The organism is Campylobacter concisus (genome assembly GCF_003048875.2).
Taxonomy (GTDB): Bacteria; Campylobacterota; Campylobacteria; order Campylobacterales; family Campylobacteraceae; genus Campylobacter_A; species Campylobacter_A concisus_AU.
Map to the genome: position 1 here is coordinate 1,123,072 of NZ_CP049264.1, position 18,312 is coordinate 1,141,383.

General features: G+C 40.6%; 18 protein-coding genes. 1 reads left to right on the top strand and 17 read right to left on the bottom strand.

Features of this window, described 5'->3' with window-relative positions:
- Positions 1-230: 230 nt before the first annotated feature.
- From CVT07_RS05640 to gmhB, 5 genes are read right to left on the bottom strand one after another with little or no spacing between them, the layout of a single operon-like run.
- Entirely contained in the window at positions 231-626 is a 396-nt protein-coding gene (locus CVT07_RS05640) for an SseB family protein (protein ID WP_103639895.1), read from the bottom strand.
- Position 627: 1 nt separating this feature from the next.
- Positions 628-1,197 carry a D-sedoheptulose 7-phosphate isomerase gene (gene gmhA / locus CVT07_RS05645; protein WP_107935879.1) on the bottom strand — a complete coding sequence of 190 codons (570 nt, stop codon included), beginning with the start codon at positions 1,195-1,197 and terminating at the stop codon, positions 628-630.
- Positions 1,172-2,590 carry a D-glycero-beta-D-manno-heptose-7-phosphate kinase gene (gene rfaE1 / locus CVT07_RS05650; protein WP_107935877.1) on the bottom strand — a complete coding sequence of 473 codons (1,419 nt, stop codon included), beginning with the start codon at positions 2,588-2,590 and terminating at the stop codon, positions 1,172-1,174. The genes gmhA and rfaE1 overlap by 26 nt, the downstream gene beginning before the upstream one ends.
- A complete protein-coding gene (gene rfaD, locus CVT07_RS05655) occupies positions 2,583-3,572 on the bottom strand; it encodes an ADP-glyceromanno-heptose 6-epimerase (protein WP_107935875.1) in 990 nt (329 codons plus the stop codon). The genes rfaE1 and rfaD overlap by 8 nt, the downstream gene beginning before the upstream one ends.
- Entirely contained in the window at positions 3,569-4,084 is a 516-nt protein-coding gene (gene gmhB, locus CVT07_RS05660) for a D-glycero-beta-D-manno-heptose 1,7-bisphosphate 7-phosphatase (RefSeq protein WP_107935963.1), read from the bottom strand. The genes rfaD and gmhB overlap by 4 nt, the downstream gene beginning before the upstream one ends.
- Before the next feature lie 92 nt (positions 4,085-4,176).
- On the opposite strand from gmhB, the gene CVT07_RS05665 reads away from it, so the two are divergent.
- Entirely contained in the window at positions 4,177-4,479 is a 303-nt protein-coding gene (locus CVT07_RS05665; protein ID WP_002941852.1) for a c-type cytochrome, read from the top strand.
- 129 nt (positions 4,480-4,608) lie between these two features.
- Here the strand turns inward: CVT07_RS05665 and CVT07_RS10125 are convergent, their stop codons facing one another.
- The 12 genes from CVT07_RS10125 to secF all read right to left on the bottom strand — a co-directional run bounded on the left by CVT07_RS10125 (position 4,609) and on the right by secF (position 18,311).
- Positions 4,609-5,283, bottom strand: a complete 675-nt coding sequence (locus CVT07_RS10125) for a hypothetical protein (RefSeq protein ID WP_230855687.1) — start codon at positions 5,281-5,283, stop codon at positions 4,609-4,611.
- Between the two features lie 31 nt (positions 5,284-5,314).
- Positions 5,315-5,866, bottom strand: a complete 552-nt coding sequence (gene epsC, locus CVT07_RS05675; protein ID WP_002941946.1) for a serine O-acetyltransferase EpsC — start codon at positions 5,864-5,866, stop codon at positions 5,315-5,317.
- A gap of 3 nt (positions 5,867-5,869) precedes the next feature.
- Positions 5,870-6,775, bottom strand: coding sequence for a cysteine synthase A (gene cysK, locus CVT07_RS05680; protein ID WP_012139961.1), 906 nt, complete (start codon positions 6,773-6,775; stop codon positions 5,870-5,872).
- 93 nt (positions 6,776-6,868) lie between these two features.
- On the bottom strand, positions 6,869-7,537 hold the full coding sequence (locus CVT07_RS05685; RefSeq protein WP_107935873.1) for an endonuclease III domain-containing protein: 669 nt from the start codon (positions 7,535-7,537) through the stop codon (positions 6,869-6,871).
- Complete coding sequence (locus CVT07_RS05690; RefSeq protein WP_002942073.1) at positions 7,534-8,298, bottom strand: ATP-binding protein; 765 nt, start codon at positions 8,296-8,298, stop codon at positions 7,534-7,536. The genes CVT07_RS05685 and CVT07_RS05690 overlap by 4 nt, the downstream gene beginning before the upstream one ends.
- Positions 8,295-11,240, bottom strand: a complete 2,946-nt coding sequence (gene mfd, locus CVT07_RS05695; RefSeq protein ID WP_107935871.1) for a transcription-repair coupling factor — start codon at positions 11,238-11,240, stop codon at positions 8,295-8,297. Before mfd ends, CVT07_RS05690 begins: the two co-directional genes overlap by 4 nt.
- A complete protein-coding gene (locus tag CVT07_RS05700) occupies positions 11,221-12,423 on the bottom strand; it encodes a Mur ligase family protein (RefSeq protein WP_107935869.1) in 1,203 nt (400 codons plus the stop codon). Before CVT07_RS05700 ends, mfd begins: the two co-directional genes overlap by 20 nt.
- Positions 12,420-13,994 carry a GGDEF domain-containing protein gene (locus CVT07_RS05705; protein WP_107935867.1) on the bottom strand — a complete coding sequence of 525 codons (1,575 nt, stop codon included), beginning with the start codon at positions 13,992-13,994 and terminating at the stop codon, positions 12,420-12,422. Before CVT07_RS05705 ends, CVT07_RS05700 begins: the two co-directional genes overlap by 4 nt.
- Positions 13,975-14,514: an LPS assembly lipoprotein LptE gene (lptE, locus tag CVT07_RS05710; RefSeq protein ID WP_087580875.1), complete on the bottom strand. Its 540-nt coding sequence runs from the start codon at positions 14,512-14,514 to the stop codon at positions 13,975-13,977. The genes CVT07_RS05705 and lptE overlap by 20 nt, the downstream gene beginning before the upstream one ends.
- Positions 14,515-14,517: 3 nt before the next feature.
- Positions 14,518-16,983, bottom strand: a complete 2,466-nt coding sequence (leuS, locus tag CVT07_RS05715; protein ID WP_107935865.1) for a leucine--tRNA ligase — start codon at positions 16,981-16,983, stop codon at positions 14,518-14,520.
- Positions 16,984-16,991: 8 nt separating this feature from the next.
- A complete protein-coding gene (locus tag CVT07_RS05720) occupies positions 16,992-17,330 on the bottom strand; it encodes a DUF6394 family protein (RefSeq protein WP_002942000.1) in 339 nt (112 codons plus the stop codon).
- 9 nt (positions 17,331-17,339) lie between these two features.
- Positions 17,340-18,311 carry a protein translocase subunit SecF gene (secF, locus tag CVT07_RS05725; protein WP_012139969.1) on the bottom strand — a complete coding sequence of 324 codons (972 nt, stop codon included), beginning with the start codon at positions 18,309-18,311 and terminating at the stop codon, positions 17,340-17,342.
- Position 18,312 lies beyond the last annotated feature (1 nt).

The following is an 18,312-nucleotide window of genomic DNA, read 5'->3' on the forward strand; positions in this document are numbered from 1 at the left end:
TAAATTTTTGTGGTTCATTAAATTTAAACCCTCATACAAATTTAGCCTCAACTCATCTCTAATATCAAATTTAATAAAAGTGCTCAACAAAGTTAAATTAATAAATCAGTGCCTGTCCCAGCAAAAGCTAGCCCATAAAACAAATTTAAATAGACCGGCAATTTAAAATCTACCTCATTAAAGCCATTTGCATAAAATAATGCGTAAAATTTTATAAATTTTATTACGCACTAGGCGAGGATTTTCTCTATTAGCTCTCTTTTTAGCACAAAGTCATAGCTAAAAGCATCCACAACCACGCCAGCATAACTACTCTCTTTTAGCATCGCAAGATACTCTTTTAGCCCTATCTCAATGCTTTCTTGCTCGCTGTCGTTTCGCCAAAGCTTCATCGCCTCTTTGCTTGTAAATGCTGGAAAATAGCTAAGCTTCTCACCCTCATCTTCAAGTAGGATAAATTTGATATTTGAGCCCTCCTCCTCATAAACTACGCCACCATCAGGCTTTGCAAGTGCTTGGTTTAAAAGCACTGGAGCGAAAAAAGTAGCCTTTTTTAAAGTAGATATCAAATTTACCTCATTTTGCTGGCTTGGATCACTTAAAAATTTATCCATCGCTTCTTGCATTTTAGCCCCTAAAAGCCTCATCTACGGCCTGGCAGATCGTGTGAATGAAAAAAATGTGCGACTCTTGGATCCTTGCAGTGTCGCTTGAGCTAACGACTAAATTTAGATCACACCCTTCATTCATCGCTCCGCCTCCTTTGCCACTAAGTCCAAGCACTGATATGCCCATTTTCTTGGCACTTTTTATAGCTTCAAGGACGTTTTTGCTATTGCCACTCGTTGAGATCGCCACGAGCAAGTCGCCAGACTGAGCCAAAGCCTCAAACTGGCGTGAGAAAACGTAGTCAAAGCCGTAGTCGTTGCCAATGGCCGTAAGTGCCGAAGTATCGGTAGTTAGCGCGATGCCTGGAAGTGGCTGGCGCTCGCTTTTATATCTGCCAGTTAGCTCGGCCGCAAAGTGCTGAGCGTCCGCCGCAGAGCCGCCGTTACCGCATATGAGCACCTTTTTGCCATTTTTTAGCGTATCAGCCACCATCTGGCAAGCGCGCTCTAGGCTGCCTAGCAAATTTACATGCTCGTTAAAGGTCTTTTGGTGAGCCTCGAGCTCATTTTTTATCATCGTTTTTAGCATCTTTTATCCTTTTTATTATACCTGTTGTGCTTTTGCCCTCGACAAAGTCGATCAGCCTGACCTCTTTTACGATCTCGCTGCCAACGACCTCTTTGCCTTTATAATCAGCCCCTTTTACAAGCACGTCTGGCTTTATTTTGGTGATCAAATTTAATGGCGTATCCTCGTCAAAAATCACGACATAATCGACAAATCCAAGCCCGCTTAGCACGCAGGCTCTATCATCTTGTGAGTTTATAGGCCTAGCCTCGCCTTTTAGCCTCTTAACTGAAGCGTCCGAGTTTAGCCCGACAACCAAAAGATCGCCAAGCTCCCTTGCACGGGCTAGGTATTTTACGTGTCCAGCGTGCAAGATATCAAAGCAGCCATTTGTGAAAACAACCTTTTTCTTGCCCTTTTGGCTCAAAATTTCCTCTAACTCCTCAACGCTTTTAAGCTTGTGCTCGAAATTTGCCCCAAATGAGCTATTTAGCAGCTGCTCGATCTCGCTAAAGCTAGCCGTTGCACTGCCTATCTTTGCCACGACGACGGCTGCTGCGAGGTTTGCTATCTTTATCGCCTCTTTTATATCAGCCCCGTTTGCTAGCATGTAGCCAAGTGTGGCAAGCACCGTATCTCCAGCGCCAGTGACGTCAAAGACCTCTTTTGCCTTAGCGGCAAAGATGTGCAATTTGTCATCATATAGCGCGATGCCCTCTTCTGATATTGTGATGATCGAATAGGTCAAATTTAGCTCGTCTTTTAGCTGTTTTATCGCCTTTTCAAGCTCGGCCTTGTCTTTTAACTTTAAATTTGTAGCCTCGCTTGCCTCTTTTTTATTTGGCGTTAGAAGGGTCGCGTTTTTATACTTTGAGTAGTCGCTGCCTTTTGGATCGATAAGCACTGGTATTTTTAGCCTCACGCACTCGTTTATGATCTCTTGGCAGACCTTCTCGCTAAGCACGCCTTTGCCGTAGTCGCTTAGCAAGACAGCCTTGAAATTTGCAAGATTTTCTTTTACTTTTAAGACTAGCTCATCTTCTAAATTTATCTTTACAACGCTCTCTTTATCGATCCTGACAACTTGCTGGTGTGATGCCATGATGCGGCTTTTTATCGAGCTCTCGCGCCCTTTTTCAGTAAGGATCAGCTCATCTTTTACATTTAGCTCAGCAAGCTTCTCTTTTATCTTTTTACCAGCCTCATCATCTCCTAAAACGCTAGCTACGCTCACGTTTGCGCCAAGAGAGAGTAAATTTCTCACCACATTACCAGCGCCACCAAGCGTGTAGGTTTCGTTATTTATCTTCACCACCTGCACCGGTGCTTCAGGCGAGATGCGCTCGCAGCTACCCCAGATGTAGTGGTCCAGCATGAGATCGCCGACTACTAAAATTTTAACTCTCTTAGCCATTTATCTCTTCCTTATAAATTCTCTTTATCTCTGGCAAATAGTCTTTTATCGCCTCTTCTAAGCTCCAAGTCGCACTAAAACCAAATGCCTCGCGAGCTGGGGCCACGTCGGCCTCTGTGTGAAATTGATATGAGCCGATAAATGGGTTTTTGATATATTCGTTGCCTAAATTTACGCCGATCTCACGCTGTAAGATGTCAGCGATATCTTGAAAGCTTCTTGCCTTGCCAGTAGCTGCGTTATAGACGCCACTTGGCGCGTCAAGTGCTTTTATATTTGCATCGATGATATCTTTTATATAGACAAAGTCGCGTTTGATCTGGTCGCTGCCTTCAAAGAGCCTTGGGGTCTTGCCAGCTAAAATTTGAAGTCCAAACTGAAGCACCATCGAGGCGGTTTTATTTTTGAAAAACTCGCCCTTGCCAAAGACATTAAAATATCTTAGTCCAACCACACTCACACCGCGCTTAGCGTAAATTTTATTGATATTATCCATGCTTAGTTTGCTAAAGCCATAGACGTTATTTGGCGCTTCGCACTCGCCAACTGTTTGCGGGCTCTTTGCGTTGCCGTAAGTGGCGCCTGAGCTAGCGTAGATCATCTTTGCGCCCAAACTCTCGCAGATATCAAGCAAATTTACAAAGGCATTTACATTTGTTTTTATTAGCTCGTCTTGCTCTTTTACAGTGGTGTCTGAGATCGCTGCTTCGTGGTAGATGACGTCTGGACGAAAACTTTTTATCTTCTCAAGCGTGCCAGGGTCGTTGATGTCGCCAGCGTAAATTTCACCCTTAAAACCAAGTAAATTTTTAAAATGGCCAAAGCTTTTTAAGTTGCCATTGCTAAATGTCTCGTCGTTTCTAAATTTATCCACAACAAGCACGTGAGCATCTTTATAGTTTTCATCAAAATAGTGCGCTAAGGCTGAGCCGATAAAGCCAGCGCCGCCAGTTATAACTATCTTTTTTCCGTTTAAATTCATAGTGATTTTTCCTTTTTTAGCTTATTTAAAACATCTCTTACATCTTTAAAATTTATCCCATCAAGCAAGAAATTTCTACCAACGCCCGCTCTTTTGCCAGCCTCGACGTCGCTTGGCTTATCGCCTATCATGAGCGAGTTTTCAAGGTCTATGTCAAACTCTTTGCAAGCATCAAGTATCATTTTTGGATTTGGCTTTCTGCAGATGCATTTTTGCTCTGGAGCGTGCGGGCAAAAATAGACTTTTGTGATAAAAATCTGCTCTTTTTTAAAGCTTTCAAGCATAAATTTATTTAGAGCGTCAAACTGCTCCTGCGTGTAGTAGCCCCTGCCGATGCCTGATTGATTTGTCACGACAAAGAGCTTGTAGCCAGCCTTAGCAAATTCTCTTAACGCATCAAAAATGCCATCAATAAATTTAAAGTCTTTGATCTCACAAACGTATCCAGCGTCCTCATTTATGACACCATCTCGGTCTAAAAAAAGTGCTTTGTTGGCTATTTCTCTTATCATTTGGTGATTATAGCCAAAATATTTTAACCCGCCCCTTGCAAATTTACATTTTTGTATTATAATGCCGGCACGTTTTTTAAAAAGGATGAAAAATGAAAAAACTACTAATCGTTTCAAGTGTTGCAGCACTACTTTCAACTGCTGCTTTCGCTGCAGATGGCGCTACTATCTATAAAAAATGCGTTGCCTGTCATGGCGCTAAAGCTGAAAAAGTTTTCAATAACAAAGTTCCAGCTTTAACATCACTTGACGCAGCAACTATCGAAGCAGCTCTTAAAGGCTACAAAACAGGAGCAAATAAATTTGGTCTTGGTGCTATGATGAAACCTATCGCTACTCCAATGAGCGATGAAGATGCAAAAGCAGTAGCTGAATACATCCAAACTTTAAAATAATCATAGGGGCGCTCGCCCCTTTTCTACAAATTTAAACTCACGCCAAATTTCAAAAGCTCTTTTGGCAGATAGTCATCTAAATTGCCGATCTTGTCGTTATCTATCTCTATTAAATTTAGACCATATTTTTTATAAAGCTCTATCTTTTGCTCTTTCTAGATACGCCTCATCATCTACATATCCCCAAAACTCTATATAACCCTTGCCTTTTGGTATGTAAAAATCACAATAGACATCTTCTTTTATCGGCACTCTTTTTTCATAAGCCATGCCCTCAGCAAAAAGCCAGTTTGCTATAACTAGCTCTGCCCTACTTCTTACATAGTGACCGTCATTTGTTCGGTATTCAGCCTTAAATTTCTCTCTAAAGTCTTCTTTTTGCTCTTTTTTGCTAGATTTTTCGCCAACTTTTACTATCTCGTTTATGAAATTTTCATTACAAAGCAGCCTCTCGTCCCATCTAACACTTGCTTTACCCATGTAGTAGTTTTGCATGCCGCCATAGTATCTGCCAGCATCTGTCACGTTGTAGCCGTTGTCACATTTTTTTATGAAGCCTAAATTTAACAAAACCTCATTTACATCTTTTGCATTTTTGCCAAATTTCTTTGCTATCTCTTTTGTACTAAACGTATCAGCTATATTTCTTTGGTTAAATTTTACGTGATATTTTTGGCGCAGCTTTTGCCTGATAAATTTTGTTATCAAATTTACTAAAATGACAAATATTATAATAGGTAGCACAAAGCTAAAAAACGCTGGCAACATTATGGATAGTAAATTTGCCGTATCAAAAATTTGCATTTTTATGGTGCAGTGAGGGTAAATTTAAATTTTAAATGATAAATTCTGGCTCAAATTTTGTCCCATTTACCCTGACAACCCTTGCAGGTATGCCAACTACGGTTGCATTTGCTGGGACGTTTTTTAGCACGACTGAGTTTGCGCCGATCTTGGCATTTTCACCGATAGTTATGGCACCAAGTATCTTTGAGCCAGCGGCGATAGTCACGCCATTTTTAACGGTTGGATGGCGTTTGCCACACTCTTTGCCAGTGCCGCCAAGTGTCACTTGATGATACATCATCACATCATCACCGACCTCAGCCGTCTCGCCGATAACCACGCCCATGCCGTGATCTATGAAAAATCTCCTACCTATCTTTGCCCCTGGGTGGATCTCGATGCCTGTTAGAAATCTTGCTATTTGCGAGATGAGTCTAGCTAGAAAAAACCACTTTTTTTCATATAAAAAATGAGAAATTTTATGAAACAAAACCGCATGGATGCCAGGAGTGTTTATAAGTATCGCCAAAAAGCAACAACTATGCACCGATGGGTCTTTTTCACGGACGGTTTGAACTAGCTCTTTTAGACTCTCCCACATATTTTACGCTCCGTAAAGCTCTGTACTTAGGTATCTCTCGCCGTTATCTGGAGCTATGAAAAGCACTTTTTTGCCAGCGCCAAGTCTTTTAGCCACCCTTTTTGCAGCCACGTAAGAAGCGCCGCCACTTATGCCTATCATCAAGCCATCGCTCTTTGCGATCGCTCTAGCTGCGTTTAGTGCGTCATCATTGCTTACTTTTTCTACTTCGCTAACTAGGCTCATATCCATTGTATTTGGTAAAAATCCAGCTCCGATGCCTTGAATTTTATGTGGTCCTGGGTTGCCGCCACTTAAAACTGGTGATGCTTCAGGCTCTACTGCGATGATCTTAGTGTCATAGCCTTTTTCTTTTAGAACCTTTGCCACGCCGCTTATCGTGCCGCCTGTGCCAACGCCTGCTACAAAGGCATCAAGCTTGCTAAAGTCAGCCACGATCTCAGCAGCTGTTGTTAGCTCGTGAGCTTGTGGGTTATACTTGTTTTCAAACTGGCTTAGCATTACGTGGTTTGGCTGAGAAGCTAGCTCAGTAGCTTTTGCGATCGCTGCTTTCATACCGCCAGCTGCAGGAGTTAGCTCAAGATGAGCACCATATGCAGCCACGATCTTGCGTCTTTCGATACTCATGCTCTCAGGCATGCAAAGGATCACTTTAAAGCCAAGTGCAGCACCGCACATAGCTACGCCGATACCTGTATTTCCGCTTGTTGGCTCAACGATAGTGTCGCCATGTTTTAGTGTGCCATCAGCTAGCATTTTTGTGATCATATTAAATGCGATCCTATCTTTTACAGAGCCGCCTGGATTAAAAAACTCTAATTTTACGTAAATTTCAGCCTCGTCAGCACCTGTTTTAACCTTTACGATAGGTGTATTACCGATCGTTTTTACGATGTTATCGTAGATCATCACTCCTCCTAAAATAAATTTCTCGTAAATTTAGCATAGAATTTAAAATAAAACATAAAAAGTCCTAATTTGCGCTAAATTTAAAATAAAAATTTAGTTTTTAATGCTATCAAGCACCTCTTGTCCGCTTTGGCTTAAAATTTTGCCTTTGAAATTCTCTTTGCAAAACTCCAAAATAAGCGCATGATAGAGTTTTAAAACCTCAGTTTCGTCAAATTTCTCGCTATCAAGAAATTTGTAAATTTCATCATAATCAAGCGAGCTAAACCACTCAGCCGCCTCGTCGTAACTCTCAAAAATGTAGTCAAAATACGCCATTATCCTAAGCGCATAAGCATCAACAACCATGTAAGGCTTGCCGCAAGCGTAAGCAAGTATCGCATCGCAAGTCTCAGCGCCAACGCCTTTTACGCTTATGAGCCACTCGCGGCTAGCGTTTTCTTTAAAATTATCAAAGCTCTCAAATTCGTTTTTTATAGCTAGACAGAGCGTCTTTAGCCGTTTTGCCTTTGTGTTGTAAAAGCCACTTGGCTTTATGAGTGTGGCAAGCTCGCTGTTTTCAAGCGTGCAAATGCCTTGCAAGCTATCTTTACCTGCTTTTTTTAGATTAGTTAGAGCTTTTTCAACGTTTTTCCAGTTGGTATTTTGCACCAAAATAGCGCCCAAAATAACCTCAAAAGTGCCCTCGCCTGGCCATTTTAGCTCGTCAAAATTTCTCTTTTTGTGATTTAGCAAAGCTAAAAACAGATCAGTTGATCTCATTTTAAATTTTCTTTAAAAGTTAGATAAAACTGCTTTGCCGTCCTGCCACTTCTGCTGGCTCTTAACGTGGCGAAATTTTTAGCAAGCGTGTGAAGCTCATCTTTGTCGCCAGTGTAGTCTTTAAAGTAAAAATCAACCATTTTTAGGTACTCGTCGTAGTTACCTTGATAAAAGCTGATCCAAAGACCAAAGCGGTCTGAGAGAGAAATTTTCTCCTGAGCTGCGTCGCTGTAGTGAATTTCTCCGTCTATTAGCTCTGAGTTTTCATTTTCGCTTTTAAACTCGCTTATTAGATGTCTGCGGTTTGAAGTGGCGTATAAAAGGACGTTTTTAGGTGGCTTTTGGATAGAGCCGTCCATAATAGGCTTTAGAAATTTATACTCATTGCTGCCATTTTCAAAGCTTAGATCGTCGCAGAAAATGATAAATTTAAACTCGCTCTTTCTGATCTCATCGATGATGTCGCCAAGGTATTTTAGATCCTCGCAGCCAATCTCAATGATGCGAAGTCCCTCTTTATAAAATTTAGTAAAAACAGCCCTTACAAGGCTTGACTTGCCACATCCTCTCTCACCCCAAAGAAGCACGTGGTTTGCCTCGTCGCCAGCTATAAAATTTCTAGTATTTTTTAGCAAAATTTCTTTTTGTTTTTCAAGTCCATAAAGTGAGTCGATATCGACAAAATCGATATCTTCAACCGGCTTTAACATACCTTTTGTGCTCTTATAAATTGCTGCGTACTTCACACCCCAATCTATCATCTCTTATCCTTTCTTAGATAGACCAAAATTTCAGCCAAAACATCGTCATCGTCCTTGCTACGTGACTTTAGCCTGATCTTCTCGTCATCATTTTTTGTTATTAGTATATTTTGCTCGCTGTTTGAGATCGTCTTTATGCCAGCTTTTAGAGCTAAAATTTTGATGATGATGAGGTCTAAAAACTGCTTTGTAAATGTATCTATCTTGCCAAATCTATCCTCAAGCTCGCTTTGTATCTCATAGACCTCGCTAACCTCTTTACACTTGCTAAGGCGCCTGTAAATTTCAAGTCTTAGCCTATCTTCTCTTATAAATTCTTGATTTAAAAAGGCGCTCACACTAAGCTTTAGATCGATCTTATCAAGCTTTGCGGAGTCTTGATTAAGAAGCTTGTTTATCTCATCTTCTAGCATTTTTAGATATAGCGAGTAGCCGATAGCCTCGATGTGACCGCTTTGCGCCTCGCCTATGATGTTACCGCCACCTCTTATCTCAAGATCGTGATATGCTAGCACTGAGCCAGCGCCTAAAAATGAGTTGCCTTCAAGTGCCACAAGTCGTTTTAGAGCGTCCTTGCTAATGGCATCTTTATCCTCCACCAAAAAGTAGCAATAAGCCTGCTTGTCGCTTCTGCCTACACGTCCGCGCAGCTGGTGCAGGTCAGCCATGCCAAATTTATTAGCATTTTCTACGATTATGGTGTTTGCATTTGGCAGGTGGATGCCGCTTTCAACGATGCTGGTGCAAAGAAGCAAGTCATACTCACCCCGCTCAAATTTCATCATCTCATCTTCAGCGACTTTTGCATTTATCTTTGAGTGAAGTATCAAAATTCTAAGCTTTGGCAAAATTTTTCTTAGCTCATTTGCCGTCTGCTCGATGTCTGCGATGTGGTTGTGGATATAAAAGGTCTGCCCGCCACGTCTTAGCTCACGCATGATCGCCTCTTTGACGACCTTTTCGTCCCACTCTCTCACGCTTGTTCTCACATCCAGCCTCGAGCTTGGCGGAGTGGCTAAAATGCTATATGTTTTTATCTTGCTAAGCGCCATATTTAGGCTTCTTGGTATCGGCGTGGCGCTCATACTTAAGATGTGAGAGTGCTGAGAAATTTCTTTTAGCTGCTCTTTTTGCTTAACGCCAAATTTATGCTCTTCATCAACCACTATAAGCCCTAAATTTTCAGCCTTTATGCCAAGAAGCGCATGCGTACCCACGCAAACTATGGGCTCATTTTCTTTTAGCGCTTTTTGCAGGCTTGATTTTTCTTTAGCGCTTGAGAAGCGATCTAGCCTAAAGACCTTTATGCCAAATTTGCTAAATCTTTGGCTTAGTGTCTTGTAGTGCTGCGAGCTAAGAAGCGTCGTTGGCACGAAGAAAAGCGCGCTAAAGCCTGATTTTATGCAGGTAAATATGGCATTCATCGCAACTTCAGTCTTACCAAAGCCAACATCTCCGCTAAGCAGCCTATCCATCACCTTGCCGCTTTTTAGCTCATCTTTTATATCATTTACCGCTTTTTGCTGATCGCTCGTGTATGAAAAGCCAGCGTCTTGGACGAAATTTAGATAAGAGATATCCTCTTTTTGTAAAATTTTACCAGCGATTAGCTCCCTTTTTGCCGCCATCGCCACGATCTTTGAGGCGATCGCAAAGAGTTTTTCTCTAACCTTCTCTTTTATCTTGGCAAAATTTGCCTTGCCTAAGCGATCAAGCACCGCCATAGAGCCATTTTGCGCGATATAGCGATCTATCAAATTTAGATGTTCAACTGGCAAAAGAAGCTTGTCATCATTTTGGTAGGCAATAACCACAAATTCCTTCGTCGCGCCCAAAACCTTGATCTTTTCAAGCCCTAAAAATCTGCCTATACCATAATCTTCATGCACAACGTAGTCATTTATCTTTAGCTCATCCACCACGAGGCTTGAGCGCTTAACTCGCCTTTTTTTCTCAAATTTATTTAGTGAGACTACGATCTTGTCGCTTGAGGTTAAATTTACCACAAGGGGCGAAATTTCAAGCTTTACATTTGCAAAGCCATCAAGCTCATAGCCCTTAAAAAGCCCCTCATTTCTTGAAAGAACGGTTATGCTTTTACTCTTATTTAGCTCAAAAAAGTCAAAATTTAAAGTAACTTCTAAGTCTTTATAGACCTTTGGCTCAGGCAAAATTTCAATGCCCTTAAATTTCTCTTCAGGCGCATCATAAATTTCAAAATCGATCTTTTTAACAAGCTTTGAGTCAAAAACTTTCAAGTAGTCGCTAAAGCTATCTATCGCCCAAAATCCAAGCGAATTTAGATCGCTCACAAGGGCATCGCTTTGCATATCCTCGATCTTTTGGCTAACTTTTTCAAACTCATCTTTGCTCAAATTTGCGATAAACGGCACGATATCGGCTTCGCTTAGCTCATTTTTATTGCTAATTTGCGTGGCGGTGTTGTAGTTTCTTATGCTCTCCACCTCATCGCCAAAGAGTAAAATTCTAACAGGATCGTCCATATTTACGCCATAAATGTCGATCACTTCGCCGCGAATGCTAAACTCGCCAACGCTCTCAACGATATCGACGCACTCGTAGCCAAATCGTATGAGCAAGTCGGCAAATTCGTTTAAATTTAGATTATCTTTTAGCTTGATCGTTGAGCTCTCCAAGTTTTTTTGCGTTGGAAGTGGGTTTAAAAGCGTGCTAAATGGGCTTATGATGATCTTTTTGCCATCAAATTTATAGTATTTGCTAAGAACGGATGAAATTTCAAAGAGCTCTTCGTTAAAGCTTCTTAGATCATCGCCCTTTTTAGCTCTAAAATCAGGTAGTTTAAATGCGCTAAAGCCAGCAAAACTAGCCGCATCAGCGCAGAGTGCCGCCTCTTTGTCATCTTCGCAGATGAGAATTTGTGGGGCGTGTGTTAAAAGATACTCATAGACCTTTGCTTGCATAGTACTCTTTTAAAAAGGCTTCGGCCAGGTGAAACGAGCCAATTGCTAGGTAAATTTTGCCGTTTTTTGCCTCTTTTATATCGTTCATATCGCTTGACTCAAACTCTCTATGCGAAATTTCAAGCTCGTTTAGTGCTTTATTTATAAGCTCTCCGCCAAGCTCCCTGCCCTCGCAGTGGTAGTGATAAAGTAGCACGTCCTCAATGGCTGGCTTTAGAGCTGCCAAAACTGCCTTGAAATCTTTATCTAAAAACGAGTTATAAACTAGTGTTAGTTTTTTGCCGCTAAACTCTTCTTGGCTAAATTTCTTAGCTACAGCCTTAGCGCCAAGCTCGTTGTGACCGACATCCACGTATAAATTTGAAGCGATCTTTTCGCATCTACCTCGAAGCGATAAAGCACCAAGCCTTTTGATATCTATGCTACTATCTAAAATTTTAGCTGCGGCGTAGGCTAGAGTTAAATTTGAGCGCAAAAACTCTGGAAGATTAAATTTATCTGCGTAGTTTGCGATCTCGTTTAAATTCTCTTTGGTCAAAATTTCTCTTGGAAAGCTCAGAGTTGTGCCTTTTTCGCTTGCGATCTCTTTTGCGATAGCCACACTTATCTCGTTCATCTCATCATTTAAAATAGCTCTTTTGCCCATAGCTTCAAATTTCGTTCGTGAAATTTCTTCTAAGCTATTGCCTAATATCGCCGTGTGGTCAAAGCCGATCGGAGTAAAGATGCTTAGCTCTTTTTCAAAGACATTTGTCGCATCCAGCACGCCGCCCATGCCAGCCTCGCAGACAAAGTAGTCGCAGCCCTCAAAAAGCACCGCAGAAAGCAGCGTCATATACTCAAAATAGCTTGTTTTTATCTTGTATTCATCACTCAAAAGAGCTTGCAAACGCTCGTGAGCTCTCTCTAAAATTTCATCGCTAGCGACCTCACCATTTAGCCAAAATCGCTCGTTAAATTTAAATATATGTGGGCTCGTGTAGTGGCCTACTTTTGCGCCATTTTGGCTTAAAATTTGCGCTAAAAAGCGGCCTGTGCTACCTTTGCCATTTGTGCCGATGATGTGGATTATCTTAAAAGGCTTTAGATGGCCTTTGATCGTATCGTAAGCTCTTATGATCCTGCCATAGTCGATCTCTTTGTAGTAAAGTGGCTTGCCATCAAGAAATTTCGCTAGGCTCATTTTTCCTCGATTATCTTTGGCATGACTTGGTTTCTGCCGCCCTCTTTTGAAAGATAGAGCATCTTGTCAGCACCCTCAAGCGTCATAGTATCGCTTAAATTTGCACTTCTTGTCGCCACACCAGAGCTAATGGTAACTTTGATGCGCTCGTTTTTATAGATAAATTTGAAATTTTCGATCATGCTTCTTAGCTTCTCGCCAAATCTAACACCATCTTTTAGGCTCGTACTTGGTAGCAAAATGACAAATTCCTCGCCACCATATCTACCGACAAAATCAACCTTTCTAGCATTTTTCTTAAGCACCTGAGCCACGGCTGAAAGTATCACGTCGCCAGCTTCGTGTCCGTAGGTGTCGTTTATCTTTTTAAAGAAGTCAATATCAACAAAGCAGATCGAATAGTCCGTGCCGTAACGTTTATAAGCCTCTTCGATACGCTGAATTTCACTCATCAAAGCTCTTTTTGTAGCCACTTTTGTTAAAAAGTCCTCTTTGCTCTCAAGCTTAGCAGCTTCAAGCTCTTTTTCTAGGCTAATAACCCTGTTTTGAAGCTCAGAAATGGTCGCTTGCTTGCTGTTCATCTCAAGGCCAAGCTCCTTACTCTCGATCTCCAAGGCACCTGCGATCTCGATAAGCATGCTCTTTACATGATCGATGCTATTTGCATTTAAATTTACATTTTTAAGATCATTTTTGATGCTTTGCACTTTAGCTGAGCTGCTTTGAGAGCTAGCTGCGATATCTGAAATCCTCTCGCCTATGCTTTGCAAGATGTTGTTTAATGAGCCAACTTTTTCGATGATCTCGGTTCTATCTTCTTCGATCCTGCGATCAACAAAACCTTTTATCTTATCTTGAAATTCTTTGCTATTTAGGCTTTGTGGATTTTGCTTTAAAACGCTTCTAATGTTGCCAAGCTCCTCGCTAAGCTCCTTTGTGATAGAAGGCTCAAGAGCAAAATTTAAAAGCTCAACTAAAGCGTTTTCTTCGCCGCCCTCATTTTTTTGAGAGAGAAATTTCTCAAGTTCAGCACTCATCGTCTTTAGATCGTCAAAGTCTCTCACGCCGTAATATTTCAAAAAGTCCAAAAATTCAGTGTCGTAAGAGCTTACAAAGTCAAACCATTTAAGGCACATCTCTTCAAGATTTTTCTCATCATACCTTCTAGCAAGTAGCTGCATGCCCTGCTCTGCTAGAGCTTTTGCATCTTTGTTGTGAAGCATAGAGATGGCTTGGAGGATTCTTCTTGCAAAGGCATTTAGTGACTTTAACTTTTTATCATCGACCACTTGGGCTGTGCCATTTTTAGCACCATGAGAGAGCCTAGCAGTCATAAAAGCTACAAACTCATCAACCGTTTTTATATGAAGGCTTATAGCTTGCGCTTTATAGTCATCACCAAGCCTTGAGATATATTTTTCTATCTTTTTGCTCTCTTCGGTAGTAAAGCCATATTTTTTAGAAATTTCATTATAAACTTCGGTGTAATTTTCTGGCGTTAGCATCAAATGGCGATCTTTTATCTCGCTCAAGGCCTCCTTGACTATTTGACTAACGGTTACTGCTGCCATTTTTATATCCTTTTACAGCTAAATTTGCGATGTACTCATCAAACGCCTCTTTTGAGGCCTCTTTTATGGCTTCATACTTTTGAGTATCGCTAATAACACTATCTGCGTATCTTACGCTCTTTTGACGTCTTGCCACACTAAAATCATACTCGCCAGTAGCAGGTATATCTATGACACGACCATCTTTAAATTTGGTTTTATAGTTTAGAGTTAAAAGAGCTTTATAAGATGTGATATAGCCATATTCATCATAGATGATTGCCTCGTAATTTAAACTTTTTACCGAAACTATTATCGAAGTATCAGCGCTATCTTTGCTTGATAGTGATTTATGCAGCCTTGCGACCATGCCCTCTTTTACTGCATCTTTTATCCAGACACTATTTTTTGGCTCTTCTTTGCTGATGATAACATCAACATAAACTCTATCTCCAACCAAATCCTGCGAGATCTTTGAAACTGGTTTATAGCCACATCCGCAGATAAATATAGCAATAAAAAACGCTAAAAAATATCTCAAAATTTATCCTTTAATGACAAAATTTACTAATTTGCCTTTTATATAAATCTCTTTTAAAATTTCTTTTCCCTCAAGCCACTTAGCCACATTTTGCTTAGCTTGTTTTAAAATTTCACTCTCACTTTCGCTTGCTGCTACTTCAAACTCAGCCCTTTTTTTGCCATTAACTGTAACTGCAAGAGCGATGCTATCTTTTACAAAGACCTCTTCTTTTACAGCTATCTTTGTGAAATTTTTTCTGCCAAAAAGCTCTTCGCTAAGCTCATTTGCGATATGCGGCACGATAGGCTCTAGTAAATTTAAGATGATGAAAAAGCCCTCAGCATTTACGTTCTCATTATCCTGCGCATTTATAGCGTTTAGTGCCTCCATGCAAGCAGCGATTAAAGTGTTAAAAGCAAATGTATCGCCAAAAACCTCGGTTGATTTTTTAAGTGCTTCATAAATTTTAAGCCTTGCAAATTTCTCATCTTTATTTAGACTTTCATGATCTATCTCAGGCAGTTTATCTATCTTTTTGATAGTTTGCGCCTTCTCCCAAAGCCTATTTAAAAACCTAAATGCGCCCTCAACTGCGCTGTCGTTCCACTCAAGCTCTTTTTGAGGAGGAGCAGCAAATAGGATAAATAGCCTTGCCGTATCAGCGCCGTATCTATTTATGATATCATCAGGATCTACGACGTTGCCCTTGCTTTTACTCATCTTTTTGCCATCTTTTAAGACCATGCCTTGAGTTAGTAAATTTTCAAACGGCTCATCGTCTCTTAGATAGCCAAGGTCTCTTAAGACCTTTTGGAAAAATCTAGCGTATAAAAGGTGTAATATCGCATGCTCGATACCGCCGATATACTGATCTACATTCATCCAATAATTCACGCTCTTTTCATCAAGTGCTTTTTGCTCCCAACTCTTCTCATCACTTGCAAATCTAGCAAAATACCAGCTACTCTCTACGAATGTATCCATCGTATCAGTCTCTCTGATCGCGTCTTGGCCACATTTTGGACACTTTGTAAATTTCCAAGTTGGATGTTTATCAAGTGGGTTGCCCTCGCCTGTGATCTTTACATCTTCAGGCAGTGCGATAGGTAAATTTTCCTCTTTTTCAGGCACTACGCCGCAGCATTTGCAGTGCACGACAGGTATCGGCGCACCCCAGTATCTTTGGCGAGAAATTCCCCAGTCTCTTAGTTTGTAGTTTGTGATCCTTTTGCCAAGGCCATCTTTTTCAAATTTCTCTATTATAAAGCTTTTGGCATCCTCTGAGCTAAGGCCGTTTATAAGCTCAGAATTTATAGCAACTCCGTATTCTGAGTACGCCTTAGAGCCGTCATTTTCACCCTCAAGCGGCTTTACGACTGGTTTTATAGGTAGATTAAATTTGTTTGCAAACTCGAAGTCTCTTTGATCATGAGCAGGAACAGCCATGATAGCGCCACTGCCGTAGTCAGCTAGGATGAAATTTGCAACCCAAACTGGGATCTTTTCATTTGTGAGTGGGTGAACGACGTAAATTCCTAAAAATTCTCCATCTTTATCACTTGCTTGACGCTCTCTTGGGCTTTGATTAAGTATTGCTTTTATCTTTGCTTTTTTGCTTTCATCAAATTTATCACTTTCGAGAAGCGCTTTTACGATAGGATGCTCTGGCGCAAGAGCTGTGTAGCTAACGCCGTAAATCGTATCAGGTCTTGTTGTAAAGACCTCAAAACCATCAAATTTACCGCCCAAAGTCTCTTTTGATGCCTCATCAAGGCTAAATTTAAACTCCAAGCCGTAGCTTCTGCCGATCCAGTTTTCTTGCATTGTGATGACTTGATTTGGCCATTTGCCTTCAAGTAGTTTTAGATCTTCAAGTAGCTCGCTAGCGTATTTTGTGATATTGAAGTAATATCCTGGAAGCTCTTTTTGCACAACATCATTACCGCATCTCCAACATTTTCCGTCTTCAACCTGCTCGTTTGCAAGCACGGTTTGATCGTACTCACACCAGTTTACGATGGCATTTTTTCTATAAACAAGTCCTTTTTCAAACATCTTTATAAAAAAGCTTTGCTCCCACTTTGTGTAAAGTGGGTCAGATGTAGCTAAAATTCTCTTTTTAGAAAACGAAAAACCAAGGCTTGCAAGCTCCTTTTTCATATAGTCGATATTTTCGTAAGTCCAAATTTTAGGGTGAATTTTATGTTTTATGGCTGCATTTTCAGCTGGCATACCAAAGCTATCAAAGCCGATAGGATGAAGTACGTTAAAACCGCTTTTTCTATATGATCTAGCCAGCGCATCGCCGATAGAGTAGTTTCTCACATGTCCCATGTGTATGCGTCCGCTTGGATACGGAAACATACTTAGGATATATTTTTTTGGCAAGCTTAGATCGTCTTTTGGTTCAAATTCCTCATTTTTATCCCAAATTTCTTGCCATTTTTTTTCTATCTTTAAAGGCTCATATTTTCTCTTCTCAGCCATTTTTTCTCCTAAAATTCTTCTTGTGATTTGCTTGATTCTATTAATACCAAGGCTAGTGAAAATATATTTGCAATGACTGCGCCAATAGCTAATGAATAGCTAAGAGTTGCATTTTCAGATACTTGCAAAATAACAAAAGCTGGTATAAGGTGCAAATCAGCAACCAGCGAGCTTGCAAAAAGCTCAGCTGATAGTAAATTTTTAACGCCAATCTTAAGTAGCGTAGAAACTAAATTTATACTAGCTGCCACAAAAAGGGCGATCTCGTTTTTATCATATAAAAACTCCGCCGTAGTCGTAAGACTCATCAACGCAAAAAATATGTAGATAACTTTTCCCCAGTTCATTATCCCTCCTTACACAACGCCTTTTTCAAACATAGCACGTTCTTTATCACGCTCTTTTTTGATCCTTTGCTTCTCAGCCTCTCTAGCTCTAAAATGCTCGATGCTAAATTTAAACCAGATAAGAAATGGTGATGAGATGTAGATCGAGCTGATCGTTCCTATAACTATACCAACGATAAGAATAAATGAAAATCCATGTATCATATCTCCGCCAAACAAAAATAGCACAACAACAGTCATCATCGTAGTGGCTGAAGTTAGGATAGTTCTTGAAAGTGTGGCTGAGACTGACTCGTTGATAACGCCCTCGATATCGGTTCTCTTGCTCTCTTTGATGCCTTCTCTGATCCTATCAAAAATGATGATCGTATCGTTTAGCGAGTAGCCAAGCACCGTTAATACAGCCGCTAGTGTGTCCAAATTTACATCGATATCAAATAGCGAAATAGCGCCAACAGTTATAACGATATCGTGAATTTCAGTTGCGATCGCAGCTAGCGCAAAACGCCATTCAAATCTAAATGTGATATAAAGAAGCACACCAATTAGTGAAATTCCAAGAGCCATCAAGCCCTTTTGCCTAAGCTCGTCACCAACCTTTGGACCAACGATATCAACACGTCTTACTTCAAAATTTCCAGTATCTTTTAAAATTTGCTTTATCTCAGTGCCGATGTCACCAGTTAAATTTGAACTTGATCCTGAAAATCTAATAACAGCCTCATCTTCGCTTCCAAACTCAGTAACAGAGGCGTTTTTAAGCACTTCATTTGTGCCAAAAGCGTCGCGAATTTTATCAAGCGGCGCCTTGGTGTCGTATTTTAGCTGGATAAGCGTACCACCAGAAAAATCGATGCCGTAGTTTAGACCCTTTGTTGCAAGTAAAAAGATCGAACCAACAAATAAAAATATAGAAAATGCGAGTGACACAAATCTAAACCGCATAAAATCATAAACTTTTGCCTTAGTAAAAATTTGCATC

Bases quoted from the DNA above. Each gene is read 5' to 3' on its own strand.
- CVT07_RS05640 (WP_103639895.1), bottom strand. From the start codon at position 626: ATGCAAGAAGCGATGGATAAATTTTTAAGTGATCCAAGCCAGCAAAAT.
- gmhA (WP_107935879.1), bottom strand. From the start codon at position 1,197: ATGCTAAAAACGATGATAAAAAATGAGCTCGAGGCTCACCAAAAGACC.
- rfaE1 (WP_107935877.1), bottom strand. From the start codon at position 2,590: ATGGCTAAGAGAGTTAAAATTTTAGTAGTCGGCGATCTCATGCTGGAC.
- rfaD (WP_107935875.1), bottom strand. From the start codon at position 3,572: ATGAATTTAAACGGAAAAAAGATAGTTATAACTGGCGGCGCTGGCTTT.
- gmhB (WP_107935963.1), bottom strand. From the start codon at position 4,084: ATGATAAGAGAAATAGCCAACAAAGCACTTTTTTTAGACCGAGATGGT.
- CVT07_RS05665 (WP_002941852.1), top strand. From the start codon at position 4,177: ATGAAAAAACTACTAATCGTTTCAAGTGTTGCAGCACTACTTTCAACT.
- CVT07_RS10125 (WP_230855687.1), bottom strand. From the start codon at position 5,283: ATGCAAATTTTTGATACGGCAAATTTACTATCCATAATGTTGCCAGCG.
- epsC (WP_002941946.1), bottom strand. From the start codon at position 5,866: ATGTGGGAGAGTCTAAAAGAGCTAGTTCAAACCGTCCGTGAAAAAGAC.
- cysK (WP_012139961.1), bottom strand. From the start codon at position 6,775: ATGATCTACGATAACATCGTAAAAACGATCGGTAATACACCTATCGTA.
- CVT07_RS05685 (WP_107935873.1), bottom strand. From the start codon at position 7,537: ATGAGATCAACTGATCTGTTTTTAGCTTTGCTAAATCACAAAAAGAGA.
- CVT07_RS05690 (WP_002942073.1), bottom strand. From the start codon at position 8,298: ATGATAGATTGGGGTGTGAAGTACGCAGCAATTTATAAGAGCACAAAA.
- mfd (WP_107935871.1), bottom strand. From the start codon at position 11,240: ATGCAAGCAAAGGTCTATGAGTATCTTTTAACACACGCCCCACAAATT.
- CVT07_RS05700 (WP_107935869.1), bottom strand. From the start codon at position 12,423: ATGAGCCTAGCGAAATTTCTTGATGGCAAGCCACTTTACTACAAAGAG.
- CVT07_RS05705 (WP_107935867.1), bottom strand. From the start codon at position 13,994: ATGGCAGCAGTAACCGTTAGTCAAATAGTCAAGGAGGCCTTGAGCGAG.
- leuS (WP_107935865.1), bottom strand. From the start codon at position 16,983: ATGGCTGAGAAGAGAAAATATGAGCCTTTAAAGATAGAAAAAAAATGG.
- CVT07_RS05720 (WP_002942000.1), bottom strand. From the start codon at position 17,330: ATGAACTGGGGAAAAGTTATCTACATATTTTTTGCGTTGATGAGTCTT.
- secF (WP_012139969.1), bottom strand. From the start codon at position 18,311: ATGCAAATTTTTACTAAGGCAAAAGTTTATGATTTTATGCGGTTTAGA.